Below are 20,749 nucleotides of genomic sequence, written 5' to 3'. Positions count from 1 at the left end.
TGAGGTCTCGGCCTGCAGCTCGCCAAGATCGCGCAAGCAAACGGCGGCACGCACCGCAAGGATGGCGCGCACCGTGCCCCACTGGACCAGCGGCTGCCCGCACCTCGATAGACACCCACATGCGCAAACACGCTCCGCTCATCTCGCTGGCCATGGCTTGTCTGCTCGCCGCCTGCGCGACACCCTCATCGCCACAGCTCACGCCACCCGCCTTCCCCGGTGCCGAGGGCGAAGGCGCGATCTCCGTCGGCGGCCGCGGCGGCCGGGCGATCTACGTGACGACGCTGGCCGACGACGGCCCGGGCTCGCTGCGCGCCGCCGTCGAGGCCAGCGGCCCGCGCACCGTCGTGTTCGCCGTGTCCGGCACCATCGCGCTGAGGAAGCCGCTGCGCATCACCGAAAGCCGCATCACCATCGCCGGCCAGACCGCGCCGGGCGACGGCATCACGCTGCGCGACCATCCGCTGATGATCGACGCGGACGATGTCGTCGTGCGCTTCATCCGCTCACGGCTGGGAGACGAGGCCAACGCGGACGACGACGCGATCAGCGTCGGCTCGGGCCAGCGCATCATCCTGGATCATGTGTCCACCAGTTGGTCCAGCGACGAGTCGCTGTCGGTCTCGGTCGCGCGGCCGGACCTGGGCCGGCCGGCCTACCAGCACGTCACCGTGCAGTGGAGCCTGATTGGCGAATCGCTGAACTGCAACACCGCCAAGAAGGGCGCTTGCCACGGTTTCGGCAGCCTGCTGCGCGGCGCACACGGCACGCGGCTGTCCCTGCACCACAACCTCTGGGCCCACCATCAGGACCGCATGCCTCGCCCAGGCAACTACCTCACGCCGGACAAGGACAAGCTGGGCGGCTTCTACGACCTGCGCGCCAACGTGTTCTACAACTGGGGCACCGAGCGCTCGGGCTACAACCTGGACCGCCATGGCGAGCGCGCCAGCTACAACTTCGTCGGCAACGTCTACCTGCGCGGGCCCAGCTCCAAGGGCGCGTTCGCGTTCGAGGAGAGCAACCCCGGCGCCAGCGCCTTCTTCGCGTGGAACAGCATGGACGGCCAGTTGCCAGCCGACCCGTGGGCGCTGGTGCGCGCCCACAAGGGCCACCTGCCCGCCGGCCTGCCGCTGGGCTACCAGCAGCCGGGCCCCTTCCGCCTGGCGCCGGTCACGGTCGAGGCGCCCAACCGGACGCTGGCGCGGGTACTGGACGGCGTGGGCGCCTCGCTGGTGCGCGACGCGGTGGACCTGCGCATCATCGAAGACGTGCGCCAGCGCCGCGGCACGCTCATCAACAGCCAGACCGAGGTGGGCGGCTGGCCGGTGCTGCAGAGCCGGCCCGCACCGCTGGACAGCGACGGCGACGGCATGCCGGATGCGTGGGAAACGCAGCAAGGCCTGAACCCGCGCAACGCGTCAGACGCCGCGCGCGTGGACCCCGCCACCGGCTACACGGCGCTGGAGCGCTATCTGAACGGCCTGGTGGCCCACCTGCCCGGCGCCACGGCGGCCGAGCCGCGGCCCGACCTGTCCTTCGTGGCGCAGGAGCCTTTCCGCAAGGCCAAGCAGGCGCTGGACACCTCGTCCATCACGACGGCCCATGAGGCCCGCGTGATAGCCGAGGCCATCACGCCCATCATGCGGTTGCTGGTGGCCGGCAGCTACGTGGATCTGCCGAACAGCGTCAGCCGCGAGGTGCTGACCGAGCACGGCCGCAGCGTGCTGCGCCAGTTGCCAATGAGCAGGCAGAGCCAACGGCTGGGCGTTGCACGCGTTGGCGGCTGGCAGGTCTGCGGCGACGACCGGCTGTCGTTCACCGCCATCCACCACGACCTGTTCCGCAAAAACCCGCAGGCGCACAGCTATCTGTTCAGGAAGGTGGCAGGCGTCTGGCGCTTCGACGACCACGCACTGATCGGCGTGGACGAGACCTGCCACTAGGCGTCGATGCGGGTCTCGGCCCAGGCATCGCCCGTGCGCGCGCCAGGCGCGGGACGGTGCAACCACCACTCCAGCCACAGCGCCTGCGGCAGCCACGACGTCCAGGCCAGGGCCGTGTAGTAGGCCTCGATGGGCAGGCCAGCCAAGTTGCCCGCCACGATCTGCAGCCGCAGCGTGATGCCGCCAGCCGTCAGCGCGAAGCTGCGCAGCATCCAGCGGCGGTGCTGGGCGATGCGACGGGCGCGGATGTGGATCAGCGCGACGGCCGTGCTCGCCAGCCACAGCCCACCCAGCAGCCCGAAGCCCCACTGCGCGATGGGGCCGCCGTCGGACTGCGCGGCCAGCGGCAGCGCCGCCAGCCCGCCCAGCAGCAGGCAGGCCGCATAGGCCCAGCCCAGCGCACGGTGCAGCTGCGGGCGGCGCTGGCGCAAGCGTGTCGAGAACTGCCACGGCCCCAGCATCAGCGCCAGGCCACCGGCCACCGCATGCAGCACCAGCAACTCGCGCTGCAGCGTCAGATTGGGCAGCGGCGGCGCGAAGGGCTGGCCCGGCAGCGCATAGCGCAGCGCCATCACGCCGGTGAGCACGGACAACACCAGCAGCAGCTCGTAGGCGGCCAGGCGGATGGGATGAGCAGGTGAGGAGGTCTTCATGCCGCTCAATCTAGGCGGCATGAATGAATCTGGACTTAGGGCAGATGCACCCGGGCGAGCAGCCCGGTCTGCCCGTCGTCCCGGGCGCGCAGCTCGATGCGCAGCCCGTGCCGCAAGCCCGCCTGCCGCGCAATCGCCAGGCCCAGGCCACTGCCGCCGGGCGGTGCGTCGGGCATGCGGAAGAAGCGGTCGAACACGCGCTCGCGCATGGCCTCGGGCAGGCCCGGGCCGCTGTCGATGATGTCCACCCACTGCGGCGTCAGCCTCAGCTCCACCTCGCCGCCCGGTGGCGTGTGGCGCAGCGCATTGCTGATGAGGTTGTCGAACAGGCTGCGCAGGTCGCCCTCCACGGCGGGCAGCACCACGGCGCCGTCGGCGGCATCGACAAAGCCCATCTCCACGCCGCGCCGGTCGGCCTCGGCCAGGCCCAATGCGATGCTGGCGCGCAGCAGCTCGCGCAGGTCCAGCGGCTGCAGCGGCAGGCTGGGCGCCAGGTCTTGCCGTGACAGGCTGAGCATCTGGTCCAGCAGGTGGCTGGCGCGGCGCATGCCCTGCTGCAGCTGCTCGAACTCACTGCCGGCCGACTGCAGATGGGGGCGCAGGTTCTCCAGCTGCAGGCTGAGTGCCGTCAGCGGCGTGCGCAGCTCGTGGGCCGCGTCCTGCACGAAGCGCCGCTGCGAGGCCAGCGCGCCGCGCAGCCGCGCCAGCACGCCCTCGAAGGCCTGCACCAACGGCTCGATCTCGCAGGGCACCTGCAGCTCGGCCACCGCGCCGCTGTGTTCATCGCGCCGCGCCAGCTGCTGGGCCGACTGCTCCAGCCGGCGCGAGGTACGGCCCACCACGCGCACGGTCACCATCACCGAGATGGGCAGCAACAGCAAGCCCACCAGGCTGGCCAGGAATGTGCGCGCGCCCACCTCGCGCTGACGGAACACCAGGCTCTGGGCCACCTGCACGCGCACCTCGCTGCCACTCGCCGCCGCCGTGTACACATGCCAGGGCGAGCCGCTCGCCTGCACCTCGTGCCAGCCGGCGCCGGGGTGCAAGGGCAAGGCCAGCGATGGCAGGTCGCTGACATGGCGTGCCGGGTCTTGCGCGCACCAGATCTGCACGACGAACTGCCCGCCCTCATGCACCTCCTGCTCCGGCTGCGGCGACACCGGCAGGTCCAGGCTGGCGCAGCTGCGCGCCGCGTGGGAGCGGGCCAATGCCTGCATCTGCCCGTCCATGAACTCGAACACCGTGACGGCGTAACTGTCGGCGAACAGCCAGGCCAGCCCGCCGGTCATCAGCAGCTGCAGCGGCAGCAGCCACAGCACCAGCTGCCCCTGCAGCGAGCGCGGCCAGCCCGGGCGCAGGCGGCGGCGCGTCATGCAGCGGCGTCGGCCAGCGCGACGCGCCAGCCCAGGCCGCGCACGTTGCGGATGGCGTCGGCCCCGAGCTTGCGGCGCATGCCGTGGATGAGCACGTCGATCATGTTGCTGCCCACCTCCTCGCCCCAGCCGTAGATGCGCTGCTCCAGCTGCTCGCGCGACAGGATGGCGCCAGGCCGCTCCAGCAAGGCTCGCAGCAGCGCGAACTCCCGCGCCGTCAGCGCCTCGCGCTGGCCGCCGCGCAGGGCCTCACGGGTGTTGAGGTCCAGCTGCAGCGCGGCGCCCACGCCCAGCAGGGATTGCGCGGCACCGCTGGCGCGGCGCAGCAGCGCGCGCATGCGGGCCAGCAGCTCGCCCAGTTCGAAGGGCTTCACGAGGTAGTCGTCGGCACCGAGGTCCAAGCCGGCGATGCGGTCCTCCACACCGTCGCGCGCGGTCAGCACCAGCACCGGCGTCAACTCGCCGCGCCCGCGCAGCAGGCGCAGCAGGGCCAGGCCGTCCAGCCGCGGCAGCCCCAGGTCCAGCAGCACGCAGGCGTAGCCGCCATCAGTGAGCGCGGCACGGGCCGGTTCGCCGTCACGCACCCAGTCCACCGACCAGCCGGCCCGTGCCAGCGCCTGGGTCAGGCTGTTGCCGATCATCTCGTCGTCTTCCACCAGCAGTGCGCGCATGCGCGGCAGCTTAATCGGGCTGACTTAAGGCTTCGTGAGGATGCCCGGCCCGCCGTCGCTGCGCTGGCTAAGGCCTGGCTAAGTCGTGGCTTCTAGCCTGCACGGCGTTGACTGACTCACGCCTTCAAGGACGCTCCCATGCATGTCTGCACCTCCCTTCTCGCCACCTTGCTGATGACGGCCCTGCCGGCGCTGGCCCAGGCCACCCCGCCCGAGGCCGGGCCGCCCGACTCGGTGACCATTGCCGGCCTGGGCGGCGGCGCGGTGCGCGAGCCCTACCGCGGCATGAAGACCCGCACCCGCGTGCTGCCGCTCTTGATCTACGAGAACCGCTGGGTGTCCGTGGCCCTGCCCACCGTGGACGTGAAGCTGGGCCACACCGGCCCGGTGAGCTGGCGGCTGCGCACGCGCTTCGGCTTCGACGGCTACAAGCCCAAGGACTCAGCCTTCCTCGCCGGCATGGCGCGCCGCAAGGAAAGCCTGTGGCTGGGCAGCGCCGCCATCTGGGACGCCGGCCCGCTGGGCGAGCTGTCCGTGGAAGCCGTCGCCGATGCGCTGGGCCACAGCAAGGGCCGCGTCTTCGCGCTGCAGTACGAGAAGCGATTCGAGTTCGGCGACCTTGCCGTCACGCCCCGCGCCGGACTGCGCGGCGTGGACCGCAAGTACGTGGACTACTACTTCGGCGTGCGCCCGACCGAGGCCCTCACGGGCCGGCCCGTCTACGTCGGCGACTCGGCCACGCAGGTCGAAGCCGGCCTGCGCCTGGCGTACGCGACGGGCAAGAACGAGATGCTGTTCGCCGACCTGTCAGGCCTGAAGCTGGGCCGGCCGGTGGAGAACAGCCCGCTGGTGGCGCGGCGCTACCAGGCGAGTGTGTTTGCGGGGTGGTTGTACCGGTTCTGAATGCCGGACTGATGCGGCTCGCCACGGTGCCTTTCAGGCAGCGGTGTTGCCGGGATTCCACCCCGGTGGGTGGCTTCCCGGCACGGGCCTTCGCATCCGCCAGCTGCAGCCTCAGCGCCCACTGCGCACCCGCCGGGAAAAGTCGTTGACACCGTCCTGCGTCCGCTCCACCTTGCGGATCGTCCCGTCGTTGTTGAAGTGCAGGTATTCAGCCGTCACATGGCGCTGCTTCTTGTTCGCACAGGCCGCGCCGGGTGTGTCCAGCCAGCGGTGATAGAACAGCAGCCACTGGCCCTGGTACTCCACGATGGAGTGGTGGTTGTTGGCGTTGTTCTCCTGCTCCATGAAAACACCGCGATACGTCCATGGGCCGGTGGGCGAGGTGGCGGTGTAGTAAGTCAGGATGCGGTTGTGCTCCGGCATCGTGAAGTAGTAGAGGCCCTTGCGCTTGAACACCCACGGCCCCTCCATCGGCGGCTCATAGCCGCCCATGTCCATCGGCTGCAGCTCGCCCTTGATGCTGCGCATGTCGTCGGCCATCTCGGCCACGAGGTAGTTTTTTCCTGAGGTGCGGCTGTAGAGGTAGGCGCGGCCGTCGTCGTCGATGAACAGCACCGGGTCGTTCGCATAGGGCTTGCGCCACAGCGGCGCGCCGATCATGTCCTTGAAGGGGCCGGCGGGGTTGTCACTTTCGGCGATGCCGATGCCCATCCACTTGGTGCTGTTCTTGGGGTTCTGGCGGTCCTTGATGCCGGTGCCGGCCGGGAAGACCAGGTAGTACTTGCCGTTCTTGTAGGCCGCATCGGGCGCCCAGGCGTAGTCGTTGGCCCAGGCCAGGTCCTTCACCGACAGCACGGCGCCGTGGTTCGTCCAGTTCACCAGGTCGGTAGACGAGAAGGCATACCAGTCCTTCATGTGGAAGTCGGCCTGGCATTCCTCGTCGTGTGAGGTGTAGAGCCACAGGCGACCGTCCTTCCACACATGGGCGGACGGATCGGCGGTGCGCAGGTCTTGGCCGAGCTTGAGTGGGTTTTGGGCGTGGACCGAGGTGACGAGCAAGGCCCACAGCAACAGCAACGACACACGCTTCATGGCCGGGCAGCGCCCTGGTTCACGGCCGCCTTGCCCGCTGGCACGACGATCTGCGGCACAGCGGGCTCCTGCATGCCGTGGCCCAGCTGGAAGCTCGGGTAGGGCGGCTGGTTGTAGGCCGTGTTCTGCCACGCGATGGCCACGCGGTACTGCGCGTCGTGCATCAGCGTGACCAGGCGCCGCTCGGTCGCATGGGGCGTGGTGTAGATGCGCAGGAACTTCTCGTCGGGCGTGCGCCAGACCACCTCCTCGCGCCAGTCGCCCAGCAGGTCGGCCGACACGACCGGCACGTTCTTCGTGCCATTGCTGTGCACCACGCCGCTGGCCTCCAGCAGCGTGGTGGACTTGCCCGCCGTCCAGTCCCACTTGTTGATGCGGTTGCGGTCGAACAGTTCGCGCAGCTCGTCGCCGTCCCACCAGACCAGGAAGCTCTGCTCGCGCGGGCGCTTGACGCCGGGGATGGGCTGGCCTTGCGCGGTATAGAGCACGTCCTGGTTGGTGGCCCAGGCCTCGGCGCCGGGGAAGCGCGGGTCGATGTCGGCGGCCACGCCGCGGCCGGTGTCCTGCGTTGCCGGCGCGCTCCACAGCAGCTTGCCCGTGCGCGCGTCCAGCATGGCGGCGCCGATGCCGCCGTTGTGCCTCACCACCTCGTGCACGCCGAACTTCTCCAGGCCAGGGTTGGCGGGGTCGAGATCGCCCACACCCATCGCATCACCGTGCAGCAGGCCGGCACTCCACAGCCCCTTGCCGTTGTCGTCCACGGTCATGGCGCCGTAGATGATCTCGTCGCGGCCATCGCCGTCCACATCGGCCACGCTGAGCTGGTGGTTGCCCTGGCCGCCAAACGCGGCGTTGCCGGGCGCTGCGCTGTCAAAGGTCCAGCGCCGGGTCAGCTTGCCGTCACGCCAGTCCCAGGCGGCCAGCGCCGTGCGACCGTAGTAGCCCCGCGCCATGATGATGCTGGGCCGCTCGCCGTCCAGGTAGGCGGTGCCGGCGAGGAAGCGGTCCGAGCGGTTGGCGTAGCCGTCATCCCAGACCTCCTTCATCTGCGCAGCGGTCGGCGCATCGGTGCGCGGATCGCGGGCCGGCCAGTAGGGCTCGCTGGCCAGCGCCTTGCCGGTCAGGCCGTCGAAGACGGTCAGGAACTCCGGGCCTTTCAGGATGCGGCCCTGCAAGGGCGCGACGAAACCGCCTTCGGGCTGCGGCTTGCCACCAGTGCGGTCGGTCGACGGCACCTCGCCATCGGCCTCGCGCCAATCGGCGTTCGCATCGCCCAGCACGCGGCCGGTGCCGTCCACCGTGCCGTCGCTGGTGCGCACGGCCAGCTCGGCACGGCCGTCACCGTCGTAGTCATACACCTGGAACTGCGTGTAGTGCGCGCCGGCACGGATGTTCTTGCCGAGGTTGATGCGCCACAGGCGCTGGCCGTCCAGCTTGTAGGCATCGAGGATGACCGGACCGGTGTAGCCGTGGAAGGCGTTGTCCTTGGCGTTGGTCGGGTCCCACTTCAGGACGATCTCGTAGCGGCCGTCGCCGTCCAGGTCGGCCACGCTGGCCTCCTGGGCCGAGTAGGTGTAGGCCTCGCCGGTGGGCGTGACGCCGCCCTCAGGCTGCTGCAGCGCGATGCTGAGGTAGCCCGGCTCCCACACCGGCACGGGCGGGCTGGCATCGCCCTCGCGACCGTTGACGCGGCTCTTGACGACATAGGTCGACTGCGGCGTGCCGGCCTTGTCGACGAAGTTGGTGCCCCCGCTCAGCGGCTGGGCGTTGACCTGGGTGCCGTCGCGGTAGACGTCGAACGCCGTCTTGGGCGCGTCGGTGGCCAGCAGTCGCCAGCTGATGAGCACGCCGCCGCCGGCCGCCGGCACGGCGACGGCGCCGCGATCCAGCTTCTCCATCCAGCGCGGCGCGGCAGCGGCGGTCGTGGCGAGGCCAAGGGCTGCCGCGCTCAGCAGCAGGGCCTGGGGCAGACGGCGCTTGAATGGCTTGGTCATGTTCAGCTTCATGGATGGGTCTTGCACGCACCAGGCAGCAGCTCGGCACCGTCAAACATCAGGTCGCGCTGCTGCGCGCGCAGTTGCAGCTTGAGCGGGCCGCTGCGCTCGGGCAGCGTTACCGACGCCTGCAGCCGGTTGTTGAGCACACCCTGGGCCCAGGCGGCGTCCTGCGGGCCGCGCGGCCAGCGCAGCGGCAAGGTCTGGCCGTCCACCAGTACATCGGCGGCCCAGGCCTCGCCCGGGGTGGCGGTGTAGCTGGGCAGCACGTGCACGCGCAAGCAGCTGGGGCCGGGCGCGGTGCCGGGGGCGGCGATCTCCAGCGTGGCGCCCGGCTGGCGGGCGGCCAGCACGCCATCGCCACGACCCAGGCCGGGCACGCGGCGCCAGGCGGCGCTGTCCGTCACGCGCAGCGCAGGTGCGACGGGTTCGAGCAGCGGCAGCGGGGCCAGGTCGGCACTGGCCCGGGTCAACTCGGTCAGCGCATCAGGCGCCGAGCCCCCAAGGCCCGGCGCGGGCAGCAGCGGCGCGATCTGGCGGTAGCTGGTCCACAGCCCGTCGGCCGGCTCCTCGGCCAGGATGCCGGCCCAGCGGCCGGCGTTGTAGCGCGCAGTCAAGGCCTTGAGGCGCTGATCGGCGCGCACGGCTTGCGCGGCGAAGGCGCGGGCGCCGGCGGGGTCTCGCTCCAGCGTGGCGGCGTAGCGCTCCAACGCGAAGAAGCGCTCGTTGGCCAGTGCCGAGGCGCGCACCGGGTACTCGACGAGCTGGAAGAACGCCGCCTGCTGCGCCGCCGCGACGCGCGGGCGCACGGCGTCCAGCCGGGCCAGCAACGTGGCGAAGCGGTTCAGCCGTTCGTGCACCGCAGCCAGCGGCCAGCCGCTGCGCTTCATGCGTTCGCCGGCCAGGTGGAACTGCAGGTGCTCGGGGCGGCGCTCGAAGTTGACGCGGTAGTGGCCGTCCCAGATGTCGCTGATGTCGGCCACGCCGAACAGCCGCTGCGCGAGCTCGCGCAGGTAGCCGCCCTGCCCCTGGGCGCGCACGGCGGCCGGGTTCCAGGCCAGGTCGAACCAGTGGCTGAGGTTGACCTCGTGCGGCTTGATATCGCCCGCATTGACCACCCACAGCTGACGCGCGCCGGCCTCGAAGGCGCGGCCCATCTCCTCGGCCACCAGCGCGGGCGGCGTGGTGTCCAGCCACAGGTAGGACAGCGGCGCGCCGAGGTAGCTCAGGTGGTAGTAGATGCCGGAGCCGCCAGAACGCCTCGATTGAGCGGCATCGGGGAACTGGCGGATGTAGCCGAAGTTGTCATCGGGCCAGACGAGGGTCACGTCGTCCGGCAGCGCCAGGCCGGGCAGCAGCGGCAGCACTTCCTTGTAGGGCACGAAGATCTGCGGCGTGGTCGTCGGGTCGCCCACGTGCTGGCGGATTAGCTCGCGCTGGTCGGCGATCAGCCCGTTCAGCAGCGCCTGCTTCTCGGCCACCGTGCCGCCGCCCTGCATGCCGGAATCGTGAATGCCGCGCATGCCCAGCGTGAACAGGCTCTCGTAGCGGCCGTTGGTCTTCAGCCGCTCGGCCCAGTAGTCGCGCACCTGCTGCGGGTGGGTGGCGTAGTTGTACTGGTCGTGCGGCGCGGTCCATTCCGACACGTTGTTGCGCAGCAGGGGCTCCGCATGCGAGCTGCCCATGACGATGCCGTAGCGCTGTGCCAACTCGGCGTTCTTCGGGTTGTCGTTGAACGCGCGGGAGACCTGGTGCATGGCCGGCCACAGCGTGTTGGCCTTCAGGCGCAGCAGCAGGCGGAAGACCTGCTCATAGGTCTTGGGCCCGATGTTGCGCGCCTCGGGCTCGAAGGTGTTGGCGGCCCAGGGGTGCAGGCCCCAATCCTCGTCGTTGATGAACAGGCCCCGGTACTTCACGGCAGGACCGTCCTGCAGCGGCTCACTGAGCGACAGGTGCAGCGGGCCACGCTGGCGCGGCGCGAGATCGGCCCACCACACCCACGGCGACACGCCCAGCGCCTGGCTCAGCGTGTAGACGCCGTAGGCCGTGCCGCGAAGGTCGGCGCCCGCGATGACGAGGGCCTGCTTCACGCCCGGCGCCGGGTCGCGCAGCACGGCGATGCGGAAGCACTCCCAGCAGCCCTTCAGCGCGCCGAGGCCGAGCCGCTCGGCCTGCGCATCGATCTGCGCATGGCGGCCCGCGGTGCCGACCCAGATCTGCACAGCGCCTTGGGTGGCCGTGCGCAGGCCCAGGCGCGTCAGGTCGCCGGCCAGGTCTTGCGTGACGAAGGCTTCCAGCGGGTCGGCGGACGGGCTGCCGACGATGACGACGCCGTCCAGCGGCAAGCTACCGGGCGTGGCGCGCGTGGACACGTCCAGCCCGGCCTGGGCGAGGCCGGCCAGCATCAGCAGGTACAGGGACGTCAGCAGCTGGCGCATGGGGGTCACCGAGCCTTGAAGGCCGCGCGCAGGTCGGGCGGCGGCGCGTTGCGGTCGACGTGGAGCCAGCCGTCCTTCAGCGTCAGCTCGGCGGCCTGGATGACGGTGCGCTGGTGCCAGCGGTCGTCGGTCTTCGCCTCGGGCTCGCCGCTCTGGTGCGTAAAGTAGAAGAGGTAGGCCCGGTCGTCCACGACGGTCACGCCGGGGTGTTGGCCCTTGGCGCGGTCGGTGGGGTGGTCGCCGATGCCGGCCAGCAGACGCGTGGGTTGCTCCTCCCAGGTCAGTGCGTCATCGGAGCGCAGCACCAGCAGGCCCTTCCACAGGTCGGCCACCAGCCACCACTTACCGCCGAACCGGAACACCGTCGGGCCTTCGCCCGGCAGGTGGCTGACGGGGCCGCGCACGGTCCAGGTCTTGAGGTCGGGGCTGTCGGCCACCTTGAGCTTGCTGCCGGCCTGCTCGTCCTTGAACCACATGCGCCAGCCGCCCTGCGGCGCGCGGATGACGGACGCGTCGATGACCTTGGGCGAGCCCAGGTCCACGCGGCCGGCGCAGGTCCAGGTGCGCAGGTCGGTGCTGGTGAGATGCTCGATGCGGCGCTCGCCCGTCCAGCTCTTGTGGATGCCAGGCACGATGGTGAGCCACAGGTGGTAAAGCCCGTCGAATTCCTGGATCTCGGGGGCCCACAGCGTGACGCCGGTGCATTCGGCAGGGAACTTCGCCTCGCTGTCGAAGGTCCAGCGGTTGCCATCCTGCGTCGTCGCAATGCCGATGGGCGTGGCGTGCACCCAGCTGACGTCCTTGGGGTCGTCCAGCCGCAGCGTGGCGCGGCGGTTCGTGTAGAACATTTCCCAGCGCTTCAGGCCCCGGTTGAAGACGAGGGACACGTCGGCCGCGCCGTCCAGCGTGGGGTCGCGGTAGAGCGGGCGCGGCGCGGGTTCAGGGGCGCTGGCGCAGCCGGCCAGCGCAGCCAGCGCAGCCAGCAGCGTGAGCGTGGCGATGAGCTTCATGGCGTGACCTTGATGGGCAGGTAGCGCGGCGTCTTCATCGCGGCGCCCAGGTGGTAGCTGGTGTGCGGCGGCTGGTTGTAGCCGGCGTTCTGCGCTGCCACCTGCACGCGGTACTGCGGGTCGTGCATCAGCGTCACCAGCCGGTGCTCGCTCGGGTGCGGGGTGGAGAACACCAGCAGCGCCGTGCTGTCCTCGTTGCGCCAGACGACCTCCTCGCGCCAGTCGCCCAGCAGGTCGGCTGACAGCACTGGGTTGCCTTTGGTGCCGTTGTTAGACGCCGCACCAAAGGCCTTGCCGCTCAGCAGCGGCTCGAACTTGAAGCTGGCCGGGTTCCACTTGTCGATGGCGACATGGTCCAGCGACTCGCGCAGCAGGTCGCCGTCCCACCAGGCAGCGAAGTTGTAGCGGTTGGGGTGCTTGTCGCTGATGAGCTTGCCGCTGGCGTTCATCAGGCCACCCACATTGCCCCAGCACTCGGCGCCCGGGTGCGCGGGATCGATGTCGAAGCACACGCCGCGGCCCACGTCGGTGTTGTTGCCGGACATGCTCCATAGAACCCGGCCGGTCGCGCCGTCGTGCATCTCCAGGCCGTGCGCGCCGTAGCAGCGCGGGCTCTCGTGCACCATGAAGACCTGCTGACCCTCGCGATCCGGGTCGTGATTGCTGACGTGCAGCGCGTCGCCATGGCACAGACCGGTGCTGTAGAGCAGCTGGCCGGTGCTGGCAATGGTGGCAGCGCCGTAGATGATGTCCTGCCGGCCGTCGCCATCCACATCGGCCACCGAGAACCAGTGTGCGCCCTGCCCGGCCGCGGGCTTGCTGGCGGCATCGCGGTCGCTGTCGAACACCCAGCGTTGGGTGAGCTGTCCGCCACGCCAGTCCCAGGCTGCAATGACAGCACGCGTGTAGTAGCCCCGCGCGAACACGGCGCTGGGCCGCTGGCCGTCCAGGTAAGCCACGCCAGCGGTGAAGCGGTCCACGCGGTTGCCATAGCGGTCGCCCCAGGCGCCCACGTCGCCGCGCGGCGGCGTGTAGTCGGTGCTCGCCATCGCGGCGCCGGTCTGACCGTTGAAGACGGTGAGGAACTCCGGCCCGGACAACACATAGCCGCCCTCGTTGCGGAAGTCGGCCTTGGCATCGCCGATCACCCGGCCGGTGCCGTCCACCGTGCCGTCGGCCGTCTTCATCATCACCTCGGCACGGCCGTCGCCATCGAAGTCGTAGGCGACGAAGCTGGTGTAGTGCGCTCCGGCGCGGATGTTGGGGCCCAGGTCGATGCGCCACAGCCGGGTGCCGTCCAGCCGGTAAGCGTCGAGCAGCGTGGGGCCGGTGTGGCCGCGGTGCGAGTTGTCCTTGGCGTTGGTGGGCTGCCACTTGACGATGAGCTCGTACTGGCCATCGCCGTCGACGTCGGCTGGCGCGCCGTCGTTGAGCTGGTAGGTGTAGGCCACGCCATCGGGCGTGGTGCCGCCCTCGGGCTTGTGCACCGGCACGCGCAGGTAGGGCTGGGCCCAGGGTGCGGTGGCCGCCGAGGCCGGCTGCTCGCGGCTGTCGATGACGGCGCGCACCGTGTAGAGGCTGTCGGCGCGGCCCTGCGCGTCCGTGAAGTGGGTCAGCGCCTGCGGTGCGCCGTTGAGCCGCCTGCCATCGCGGTAGACGTTGAAGCGCACGCTGGCCGGCTCGTTGCCAAGCAGCCGCCAGCTGACGAACACGCCCGACGGCGCGCTCAGCGCGACCACGCCGCGGTCGAGCTTCTCGACCTGCAGCACATCGGCCTGCGCCAGGCCCGCCACAGCCAGCAACAGGCCGCAGGCCAGCCTGGAGATCGGTGAACGCATCGTCATGTCCGTGTTCCTTCCATCGTCACGCCGCCGTTGTGCCCGTACGGGTGCTCGGGCCGAGCGCCGTGCCGCCCCAAGCCGTCCCCTGGGCGAGGGGCACCATCCATAAAAAAACGGCCTCTTGCGAGGCCGGGCACCTGCAGAACAGGTGCAACAGGATTGGCCGCTCAGGCCAGGCCCGGAGATCAGAGCTTGTAGCCCAGCGTGACGTAGTAGCGGCGGCCCGACCACGCCAGCTCGTTGGGGCGCGACAGGTCGCCCGCGTAGCTCAGCTCGGCCTGGTCGGTGAGGTTCTTACCCTCGACCGACAGCGTCAGGTTGTTGGTGGCCTTCCACTGCAGCTTGGCGTCCAGGTAGCCGGTCTTGTCGCGGAAGTTCGGGTTGCCCGACACGTCATTGCCGCCGGTGTAGTACTTGTCGCGGTGGTGGTAGGCCAGGCGCGCATTGATCACGCTGTTGTCGTACCACAGGCCCACGTTGTAGGCCAGCTTGGACATGCCGGGGTAGGGCAGCACCGAGTTGTCCAAGGGGCTGATCAGCTGGTTGCCGGGGGCGTAGCTGAAGCTCATGCGGGTGACGTTGGCGTTCACGCCGAAGCCGCTCAGCCAGCCGGGCAGGAAGGTCAGCGCCTGGTTGCCGTCCAGCTCGATGCCCTGGGTCTTGGCGCCCTGGCCGTTGATGGGCTGGGTCACGTCGAACAGCCGGCCGTCGCCGTAGAAGTTCACGCTCGGCTGGTAGATGTTGTTGCGCACATAGGTGTCGATGCCGGTGCGGAACAGCGCCAGCGACAGCTTGGTGTCACGGTTCGGGTAGAACTCCAGGCTCAGGTCGTACTTGGTGCCACGGTAGGGCTTGAGGTCGGGGTTGCCGGCCGTGCAGTCGTCGGTACCGTCGCCGCCACGGCCGGTGTCACCGCTGCCGGTCGTGCAGGTGATGTTGGGCGCCAGCAGGTTGAGCGCAGGACGCGACATCACCTTGGCCCAGCCGCCGCGCACGATCAGCTTGTTGGGGATGACTTGCAGCGCCGCGTTCAGGCTGGGCAGCACGTCGCTGTAGCTGTTGTCGACGGACACCACCTTGTTGGCGACCACGCGCGCCGTGCAGCTGCTCAGCACGGCCGGATCGCAGATGCGGTCCACCTGCACGCCGGTGGACGTCACGTCGGTGCGGGCGTAGCGCACGCCCACGTTGCCGTCGAGCATCATGCCCAGCAGCTCGGTGCCCCAGTCCAGGCGCACATAGGCCGCCTTGACCTTCTCGGTGATGAAGAAGGCCGGGATCTGCGGGTAGACCTTGCCGTCGCTGCCCGGCGCTTCGTACAGGTAGTTGTGGTTGAACGCGCTGGTGTCGAAGATGCCGGACGCCGCGGCCGCGGCGTAGCTCGGCGCCGTCCAGTTCGCCGGCAGGCCCGACGTGCCGTAGCCCCCCATGAAGGTGCCGGGCGACGTGGTGCGCAGCGCGTTGACGATCTCCTGCATGCGCGCGCCGTTCACATAGGACGTGCGGTAGCCGCTGTTGATGAAGGTCTGCGTGTCGTTCGGGCGCTGCGCCGTGCCGGCATACAGCGGGTCGAAGTTGATGATCTGGTTGACGTTGGCGGTGCGGACGTTGATGTCCACGGCCTCGTCGGTCGCGCTCAGGCTGCCGTTGTTCTGCAGCAGGTAGCCGCCGCCGTTGTACTGGCGCGCGCTGTTCTCGCTGACCCGGCCACCAAACCACAGGCTCTGGAAGAAGTCGTGGTCGAAGTTGTATTGCAGGTCCAGCTTGCCCTGGCGCTCGGTGTTCCGGGTCGCCGTGGGTCGGTACTGCAGTTGGGCCTGCACGTAGGAGGCGGCGTTGTCCGGGCTGTAGTTCGCCAGGAAGGTGAATTGCGGCAGGCGGTCGGCACCGAGCTTGACCACCAGACCGGGCGCGTTCTGCGTCAGGATGAGGTTGTTGGTCTCGTTCGAGTAATCAGCCTGCGAATCGACCAGCTTGCCTTCCACGCGCCAACGGTCGTTCTTGAACTTGAAGCCGGCGCTGGTGTACTTGGACTCGATGTCCTGCGCGAAGTCGCGCGCCGAGGTGCTGAACGCCGCCTGGCCGCCCACACCCGCCACGTTCAGGCAGTTGCCCACCGTGTACTGCGTCACATGGTGGTTCTCGACCGTCATGCCGGCCGGCGTGGCGCTGCCGCTGACGCCGGTGCAGGTGCCGCCGGACGGCACGGCCGTGGCCGAGTAGGTGGGCGCGTTGCCGGCGTTGGACAGGCGTGTCGTCGCCGAGAAGTCGGTGCCGAAGTTGCGGTCGTTCAGCGTCGACGTGCCGGTGTTGGTGTTGTGGTTCACGTAGACATCGAAGTCCTTGGTGAACTGGTACTGCGCCGTCACATCGACCGAGCTGCGCTTGTGGTCGCGCGTCCAGATGCCATAGCGCGAGATGCGCGGCGAGTAGTCGAACCATTGCCGATTGCAGTCGGCGACGTTGGTGGCGTTGCCCGTCAACGCCGAGCAGCCGGTGCGGCTGGTGATGGCTGCGGCCGCCGGGTTCAGGCTGGTCAGCGTCTTCTCGTCGGAGAAGTCCCAGTCGCGCAGGAAGGCCCATGACGTGTTGCGCACGAAGTCACCGCGCGTCAGCACGTTGTCGTAGACCAGCATGCCCATCACGCCGAGCTTGCCGTCCAGGAACTTGTCGGCCAGCAGCAGCGAACCGCGCGGCTGCACGCCGCCACGCAGGCTGCCCTGCTCGGCCGCCAGCTGCAGCGACACGGTGCGCTCCTTGAAGTCCAGCGGCTTGCGCTTGACGATGTCCACGGTGCCGCCGACGCCGCCTTCGATCATGTTGGCCGTGACGCCCTTGACCACGTCGATGGACTGGATCATCTCGGCCGGCAGCTCGCGCAGGTCGGCGCCGCGACCGGCACCGCCGCCGCTGTTCAGCACCGTCATGCCGTCGATCTGGATGCGGTTCAGGTCGGGCTCGACACCGCGGATGGACACCTGCGTGCCTTCGCCGAAATCACGCGACAGCTGCACGCCGGTCACGCGCGACAGCGCCTCGCCAACGTTCTTGTCAGGGAACTGGTCGATGTCCTCGGCCACCAGGCTGTCCTGCACCGTCGCGGCGTTCTTCTTGCGATCGTTGGCGCTGCGGATGGAGCTGCGGATGCCGCTGACCACCACGGTGTCCAGCTGCTGGGTCTCCTTCGCGGCCGGCTTGGCGGCCGGCGCGGAGGCCGCGGGCGCGGCGGCCTGCTGGGCCTGAACCGGGCCGGCCAGGGCGGCCGACACGGCGATGGCAAGGGGAGACCAGCGCAGCACCGGCGCGTGGCGGGAATTCAACTTCAGCATTGGCGACTTCTCCTGAAACTCATCGAGGCGGCACTGGATGCCTTGTTATTCATGCCCCTGCAATCAAGTCTAGGGCGCGCGATTCCGCGCCCCTCAGGCACGCACCAAAGAATCACAGCGCTGATTGCTTGGCTTCGTGCAAACCCTGGTTCGGTGCACAAATCGCTCAAATCCTTGCGCAATCAAGCACTTCAATGCGCGGCGGCGCGCACCTCGGCGGTGCATTTGCAGCAACCACAACGCCGCCGTTGAGTATTGAAAATAATCAACTCCTATTTTTGAATATTCAACTTCGCGTCGCGATATTCACCATCGACATGCACTTGGCGGCTTATTTCCTGTCCAGCCACGACTGCGGCACCGGCACGATACAGATACTCATCTCGCGGCCGTCGGCCGCCAGCATGGCCGACTGGATCTGGAACTTCTTTCCGTCCGGGCTGAAGGTGGGGTGGGGGTGGTCGCGCGCCGTGTCCTTGTGGCCGGTGGTCAGCATCACCATCTCGCGCGTGCGGCGGTCGATCAGATAGAGGCTGCGACTGAAGTCGTCGCCCACGGCGAAGCGCCCGTCTGGCGAGCCGTGCACATGCCACAGCCCACTGCCCGAGGGCGTCTGGCCGGCGATGGTCATCTCGCGCGTGCGCAGGTTGATGATGGCCAGGCCCGTGGGCTTCTCGCGCGTGCCGGTGTTGCCCCAGCCGTCTTCCTGGCCGGGGTTGGCGCCTTCCACCGCCGTGCCCGGTGCGCGCTTGGGGTCCGGAACACCGGGAATGGGCCGGTGGCCCATGATGGCCAGCGCCACCTCGTCCTTGCCGATGATGGCCTCGTGCGTGACCCACTCGTACGGCGCCTCGGGGTAGAGCGGGCGCAGGCCGCTGCCGTCGCCCTTGACCGTCCAGGTGCGCTGCGGCGACTTGCCGCCGGTCTCCCAGCTGAACACCAGCTCGCCCGGGTTCCAGCTGTTGCTCTGGATGTGGCCGATCTGGAACGGCACCGAGACGACGTGCTGCACCTCGCCCGTCTTCACGTTGATCTTGCCGATGGCATGCGGGCCGGCGCCCATCTTGCGCGGGCCGAACGCCGGCTCGGGCTTGGTGCCCGCCGGCAACCGGGCGCCGGCATAGGCCTTGCCCTGGATGCGGAAGTAGAACCACTGGCCGTCGGCGTCCAGCGCGTTGTCGCCATAGGCTTCCAGCTCGGCGGGCAGCGTCGCGAAGATGCGCTGGTAGGCGCTGGCCGGCTTCATCGTGCCGGCCTTGCTGTCGGCGAACACGCGGTCCAGATCCACCTCGACGGCCTGGCGCACCTTGTCGTTGCCCCCGGCCGGGTCCCTGCGCAGGAAGTACAGCCGGTTGCCGCCCGACTGCGCGAGGTTGAGCATGCCTTCGTAGCCGCCTTCGGTGACCTGCACCATCTCGCCGCTGGCCTCATGCACGGCGATGGCCTCGCCCTTCACGCGGTTGGAGCGGAACACCAGCCACTGGCCATCGGCCGTCCACTGCGGATGGCTGGGGTAGATCTTGGCATCGCCGCGCGGCTGCGTGGTCAGGAAGGTCAGCGGCGTGCCGGTGACGGGGTCGTTGACGACCTTCTTCTCCGACGGAAAGCGCTGGCCGATCTGGGCCCAGGCGGGCGCCACAGCGATCAGGACGGCCAGCAGCAGGGAAGTCTTGCGAAAGGACATGGTGGGTTCCCGGTTCAAGGTGGCGGCACTCTAGGAGCCGCCACGTTGCTGCATGTTGCTGGCCGCCAATCGCTCAAGAACTTGCGTCATCCCGGCCGGTGCGTGCGGGCCGCCTGCTCCTAGCATGCGCGCCATGACCGCCCTGCCCACCCAGCGCCTGACCCGCCGCCTGCTGGCGTCGCTGCTGTTCACCCTGCCCCTGGCCCCGCTCCAGGCCCAGGAATTCACCGCCACCACCGACCCCGCCCGCGCGCAGGTGACGCTGCCGGAGCCGGCCAACCCGGCCCTACCCTCGCTCATCCTCATTGGCGACTCCACCGTGCGCAACGGCCGCGACGACGGCCAGGGCAAGGGTGCCGAGGGCCAGTGGGGCTGGGGCACGCCCATCGCCCATTACCTCGACACCAGCAAGATCAACGTCGTCAACCGCGCCGTGGGCGGCCTCTCCAGCCGGACCTACCGCAGCAGCGGCCACTGGGAGCGCACCAAGCCCTTCATCAAGCGCGGCGACTGGGTCGTCATGCAGTTCGGCCACAACGACGCCAGCCCGGTGAACGACAACAGCCGCGCGCGCGGCGTGCTGCGCGGCACCGGGCCCGAGAAGGAAGACATCAACAACCTGCTGACCGGCAAGCCCGAGACGGTGTTCACCTACGGTGCCTACCTGCGCGGCTACATCGCCGAGATCCGCGCCGCCGGTGCCACGCCGGTGGTCGCGTCGCCCGTCATCCGCAAGCGCTGGGAGGCCGACGGCGTGACCGTCACGCGCGCCGGCGGCAACTTCGCCGGCTGGGCCGCCGAGGTCGCCAAGCAGGAGGGCGTGGCCTTCATCGACCTGAACGAGTGGGGCGCCAAGCGCTACGAAGGCCTGGGCAAGGCCGTGGTCGCCACCCTCTTCCCGCCCGACCCAGAGACCGTGCACACCAACTGGCTGGGTGCGGCAGTGAACGCCCAGCTCGTGATCGCCGGGCTGCTGCAGAACAAGGTGCTGCCGGAAGATGTCTACAAGCAGCGCTTCGCGCCGGACGGCAGCGACGACCGGCCGGTCGTGGATGCCCGCAAGGTCAAGGTCGAGGCCCCGCGCGACGCCAAGCTGCCCAGCATCGTGCTGATCGGCGACTCCACCGTGCGCAGCGGCGGCCAGAACGGCGCCATCGGCTGGGGCGAGCGGCTGGCGCCGCTGTTCGACACGCAGCGCGTCAACATCGTCAACAACGCCATTGGCGGCCGCAGCAGCCGCACCTTCTTCACCGAAGGTCGCTGGGCCTCGGTGCTGGAGCAGCTGAAAGCCGGTGACTGGCTGCTGATCCAGTTCGGCCACAACGACGGCGCCCGCATCGGCGACCCTGCCGGCAAGAACCGCGGCTCGGTGCCCGGCCTCGGCGACGAGACCGTGGAAGACACCCGCCCCGACGGCAGCAAGGAAGCCGTGCACAGCTTTGGCTGGTACCTCAAGCGCTACATCACCGACGCCCAGGCCAAGGGGGCCAAGGTCGTCGTGCTGTCGCCCATCCCGCACAAGGACCGCTGGAAGCCCGAGCAGCCGCGCGACTTCGAGAACTACGCTGCCTGGGGCGAACAGGTCGCCCGGGCCCAGGGCGCGCACTTCATCGACCTGACGCTGCTGGTCGCCCAGGCCTATCGCGCCGTGGGCGCCGAACGCGTCGACGGCTTCTTCTCCGACGCCCGCACGCACACCAACGACGCCGGCGCCCGCTTCAACGCCGAACGCGTCGTGGAAGGCCTGAAACGCCTGCCCGACAACTTTTTTCAGAACATGCTTGCAAAGCCCTCAAAACTGCGCTTAGAATAGCG

Annotated in this window: 13 protein-coding genes; 3 read left to right on the top strand and 10 right to left on the bottom strand. The window is 69.4% G+C overall.

The window, feature by feature from the left end; all coding sequences use genetic code 11:
- The first annotated feature begins 119 nt into the window (after positions 1 to 119).
- Positions 120 to 1,946: a hypothetical protein gene (locus NYO99_RS00390; RefSeq protein WP_268165113.1), complete on the top strand. Its 1,827-nt coding sequence runs from the start codon at positions 120 to 122 to the stop codon at positions 1,944 to 1,946.
- Here the strand turns inward: NYO99_RS00390 and NYO99_RS00385 are convergent.
- Genes NYO99_RS00385 through NYO99_RS00375 form a run of 3 tightly spaced genes read right to left on the bottom strand, consistent with a single transcriptional unit; the run spans position 1,943 to position 4,643 of the window.
- Positions 1,943 to 2,599, bottom strand: a complete 657-nt coding sequence (locus tag NYO99_RS00385) for a DUF2306 domain-containing protein (protein WP_268165112.1) — start codon at positions 2,597 to 2,599, stop codon at positions 1,943 to 1,945. The two genes, NYO99_RS00390 and NYO99_RS00385, sit on opposite strands and share 4 nt — an antisense overlap.
- 35 nt (positions 2,600 to 2,634) lie before the next feature.
- The gene (locus tag NYO99_RS00380) at positions 2,635 to 3,972 is read right to left on the bottom strand and encodes a sensor histidine kinase (protein WP_268165111.1); all 1,338 of its coding nucleotides are present in this window, start codon (positions 3,970 to 3,972) and stop codon (positions 2,635 to 2,637) included.
- Positions 3,969 to 4,643, bottom strand: a complete 675-nt coding sequence (locus NYO99_RS00375) for a response regulator (RefSeq protein ID WP_268165110.1) — start codon at positions 4,641 to 4,643, stop codon at positions 3,969 to 3,971. The genes NYO99_RS00380 and NYO99_RS00375 overlap by 4 nt, the downstream gene beginning before the upstream one ends.
- A 138-nt stretch (positions 4,644 to 4,781) precedes the next feature.
- Between NYO99_RS00375 and NYO99_RS00370 the strand changes: the two genes are divergently transcribed.
- On the top strand, positions 4,782 to 5,546 hold the full coding sequence (locus tag NYO99_RS00370; RefSeq protein WP_268165109.1) for a MipA/OmpV family protein: 765 nt from the start codon (positions 4,782 to 4,784) through the stop codon (positions 5,544 to 5,546).
- Positions 5,547 to 5,657: 111 nt separating this feature from the next.
- Here NYO99_RS00370 and NYO99_RS00365 read toward each other — a convergent pair whose 3' ends face one another.
- The 7 genes from NYO99_RS00365 to NYO99_RS00335 form a co-directional block, all read right to left on the bottom strand.
- Positions 5,658 to 6,638 carry a family 43 glycosylhydrolase gene (locus tag NYO99_RS00365; protein ID WP_268165108.1) on the bottom strand — a complete coding sequence of 327 codons (981 nt, stop codon included), beginning with the start codon at positions 6,636 to 6,638 and terminating at the stop codon, positions 5,658 to 5,660.
- Positions 6,635 to 8,632 carry a rhamnogalacturonan lyase gene (locus tag NYO99_RS00360; protein ID WP_326494810.1) on the bottom strand — a complete coding sequence of 666 codons (1,998 nt, stop codon included), beginning with the start codon at positions 8,630 to 8,632 and terminating at the stop codon, positions 6,635 to 6,637. The genes NYO99_RS00365 and NYO99_RS00360 overlap by 4 nt, the downstream gene beginning before the upstream one ends.
- Positions 8,633 to 8,640: 8 nt before the next feature.
- On the bottom strand, positions 8,641 to 11,070 hold the full coding sequence (locus NYO99_RS00355; RefSeq protein WP_268165107.1) for a glycosyl hydrolase 115 family protein: 2,430 nt from the start codon (positions 11,068 to 11,070) through the stop codon (positions 8,641 to 8,643).
- 5 nt (positions 11,071 to 11,075) lie between these two features.
- Entirely contained in the window at positions 11,076 to 12,080 is a 1,005-nt protein-coding gene (locus tag NYO99_RS00350; RefSeq protein WP_268165106.1) for a glycoside hydrolase family protein, read from the bottom strand.
- Complete coding sequence (locus NYO99_RS00345) at positions 12,077 to 13,918, bottom strand: rhamnogalacturonan lyase (protein ID WP_268165105.1); 1,842 nt, start codon at positions 13,916 to 13,918, stop codon at positions 12,077 to 12,079. The genes NYO99_RS00350 and NYO99_RS00345 overlap by 4 nt, the downstream gene beginning before the upstream one ends.
- A gap of 188 nt (positions 13,919 to 14,106) precedes the next feature.
- Positions 14,107 to 17,250 (bottom strand): TonB-dependent receptor, encoded by a 3,144-nt coding sequence (locus tag NYO99_RS00340; protein ID WP_268165104.1) that lies wholly within the window; start codon positions 17,248 to 17,250, stop codon positions 14,107 to 14,109.
- Between the two features lie 331 nt (positions 17,251 to 17,581).
- Positions 17,582 to 18,934 (bottom strand): TolB-like translocation protein, encoded by a 1,353-nt coding sequence (locus NYO99_RS00335; RefSeq protein ID WP_268165103.1) that lies wholly within the window; start codon positions 18,932 to 18,934, stop codon positions 17,582 to 17,584.
- Between the two features lie 133 nt (positions 18,935 to 19,067).
- Here NYO99_RS00335 and NYO99_RS00330 point away from each other — a divergent pair, with 133 nt between their 5' ends.
- Positions 19,068 to 20,747: a rhamnogalacturonan acetylesterase gene (locus NYO99_RS00330; protein ID WP_268165102.1), complete on the top strand. Its 1,680-nt coding sequence runs from the start codon at positions 19,068 to 19,070 to the stop codon at positions 20,745 to 20,747.
- Positions 20,748 to 20,749: the final 2 nt, after the last annotated feature.

It is taken from the genome of Roseateles hydrophilus, assembly GCF_026712245.1.
In the GTDB taxonomy this organism is placed as follows: domain Bacteria; phylum Pseudomonadota; class Gammaproteobacteria; order Burkholderiales; family Burkholderiaceae_C; genus Pelomonas; species Pelomonas hydrophilus.
This window is presented reverse-complemented; position numbering and strand designations above follow the sequence as displayed.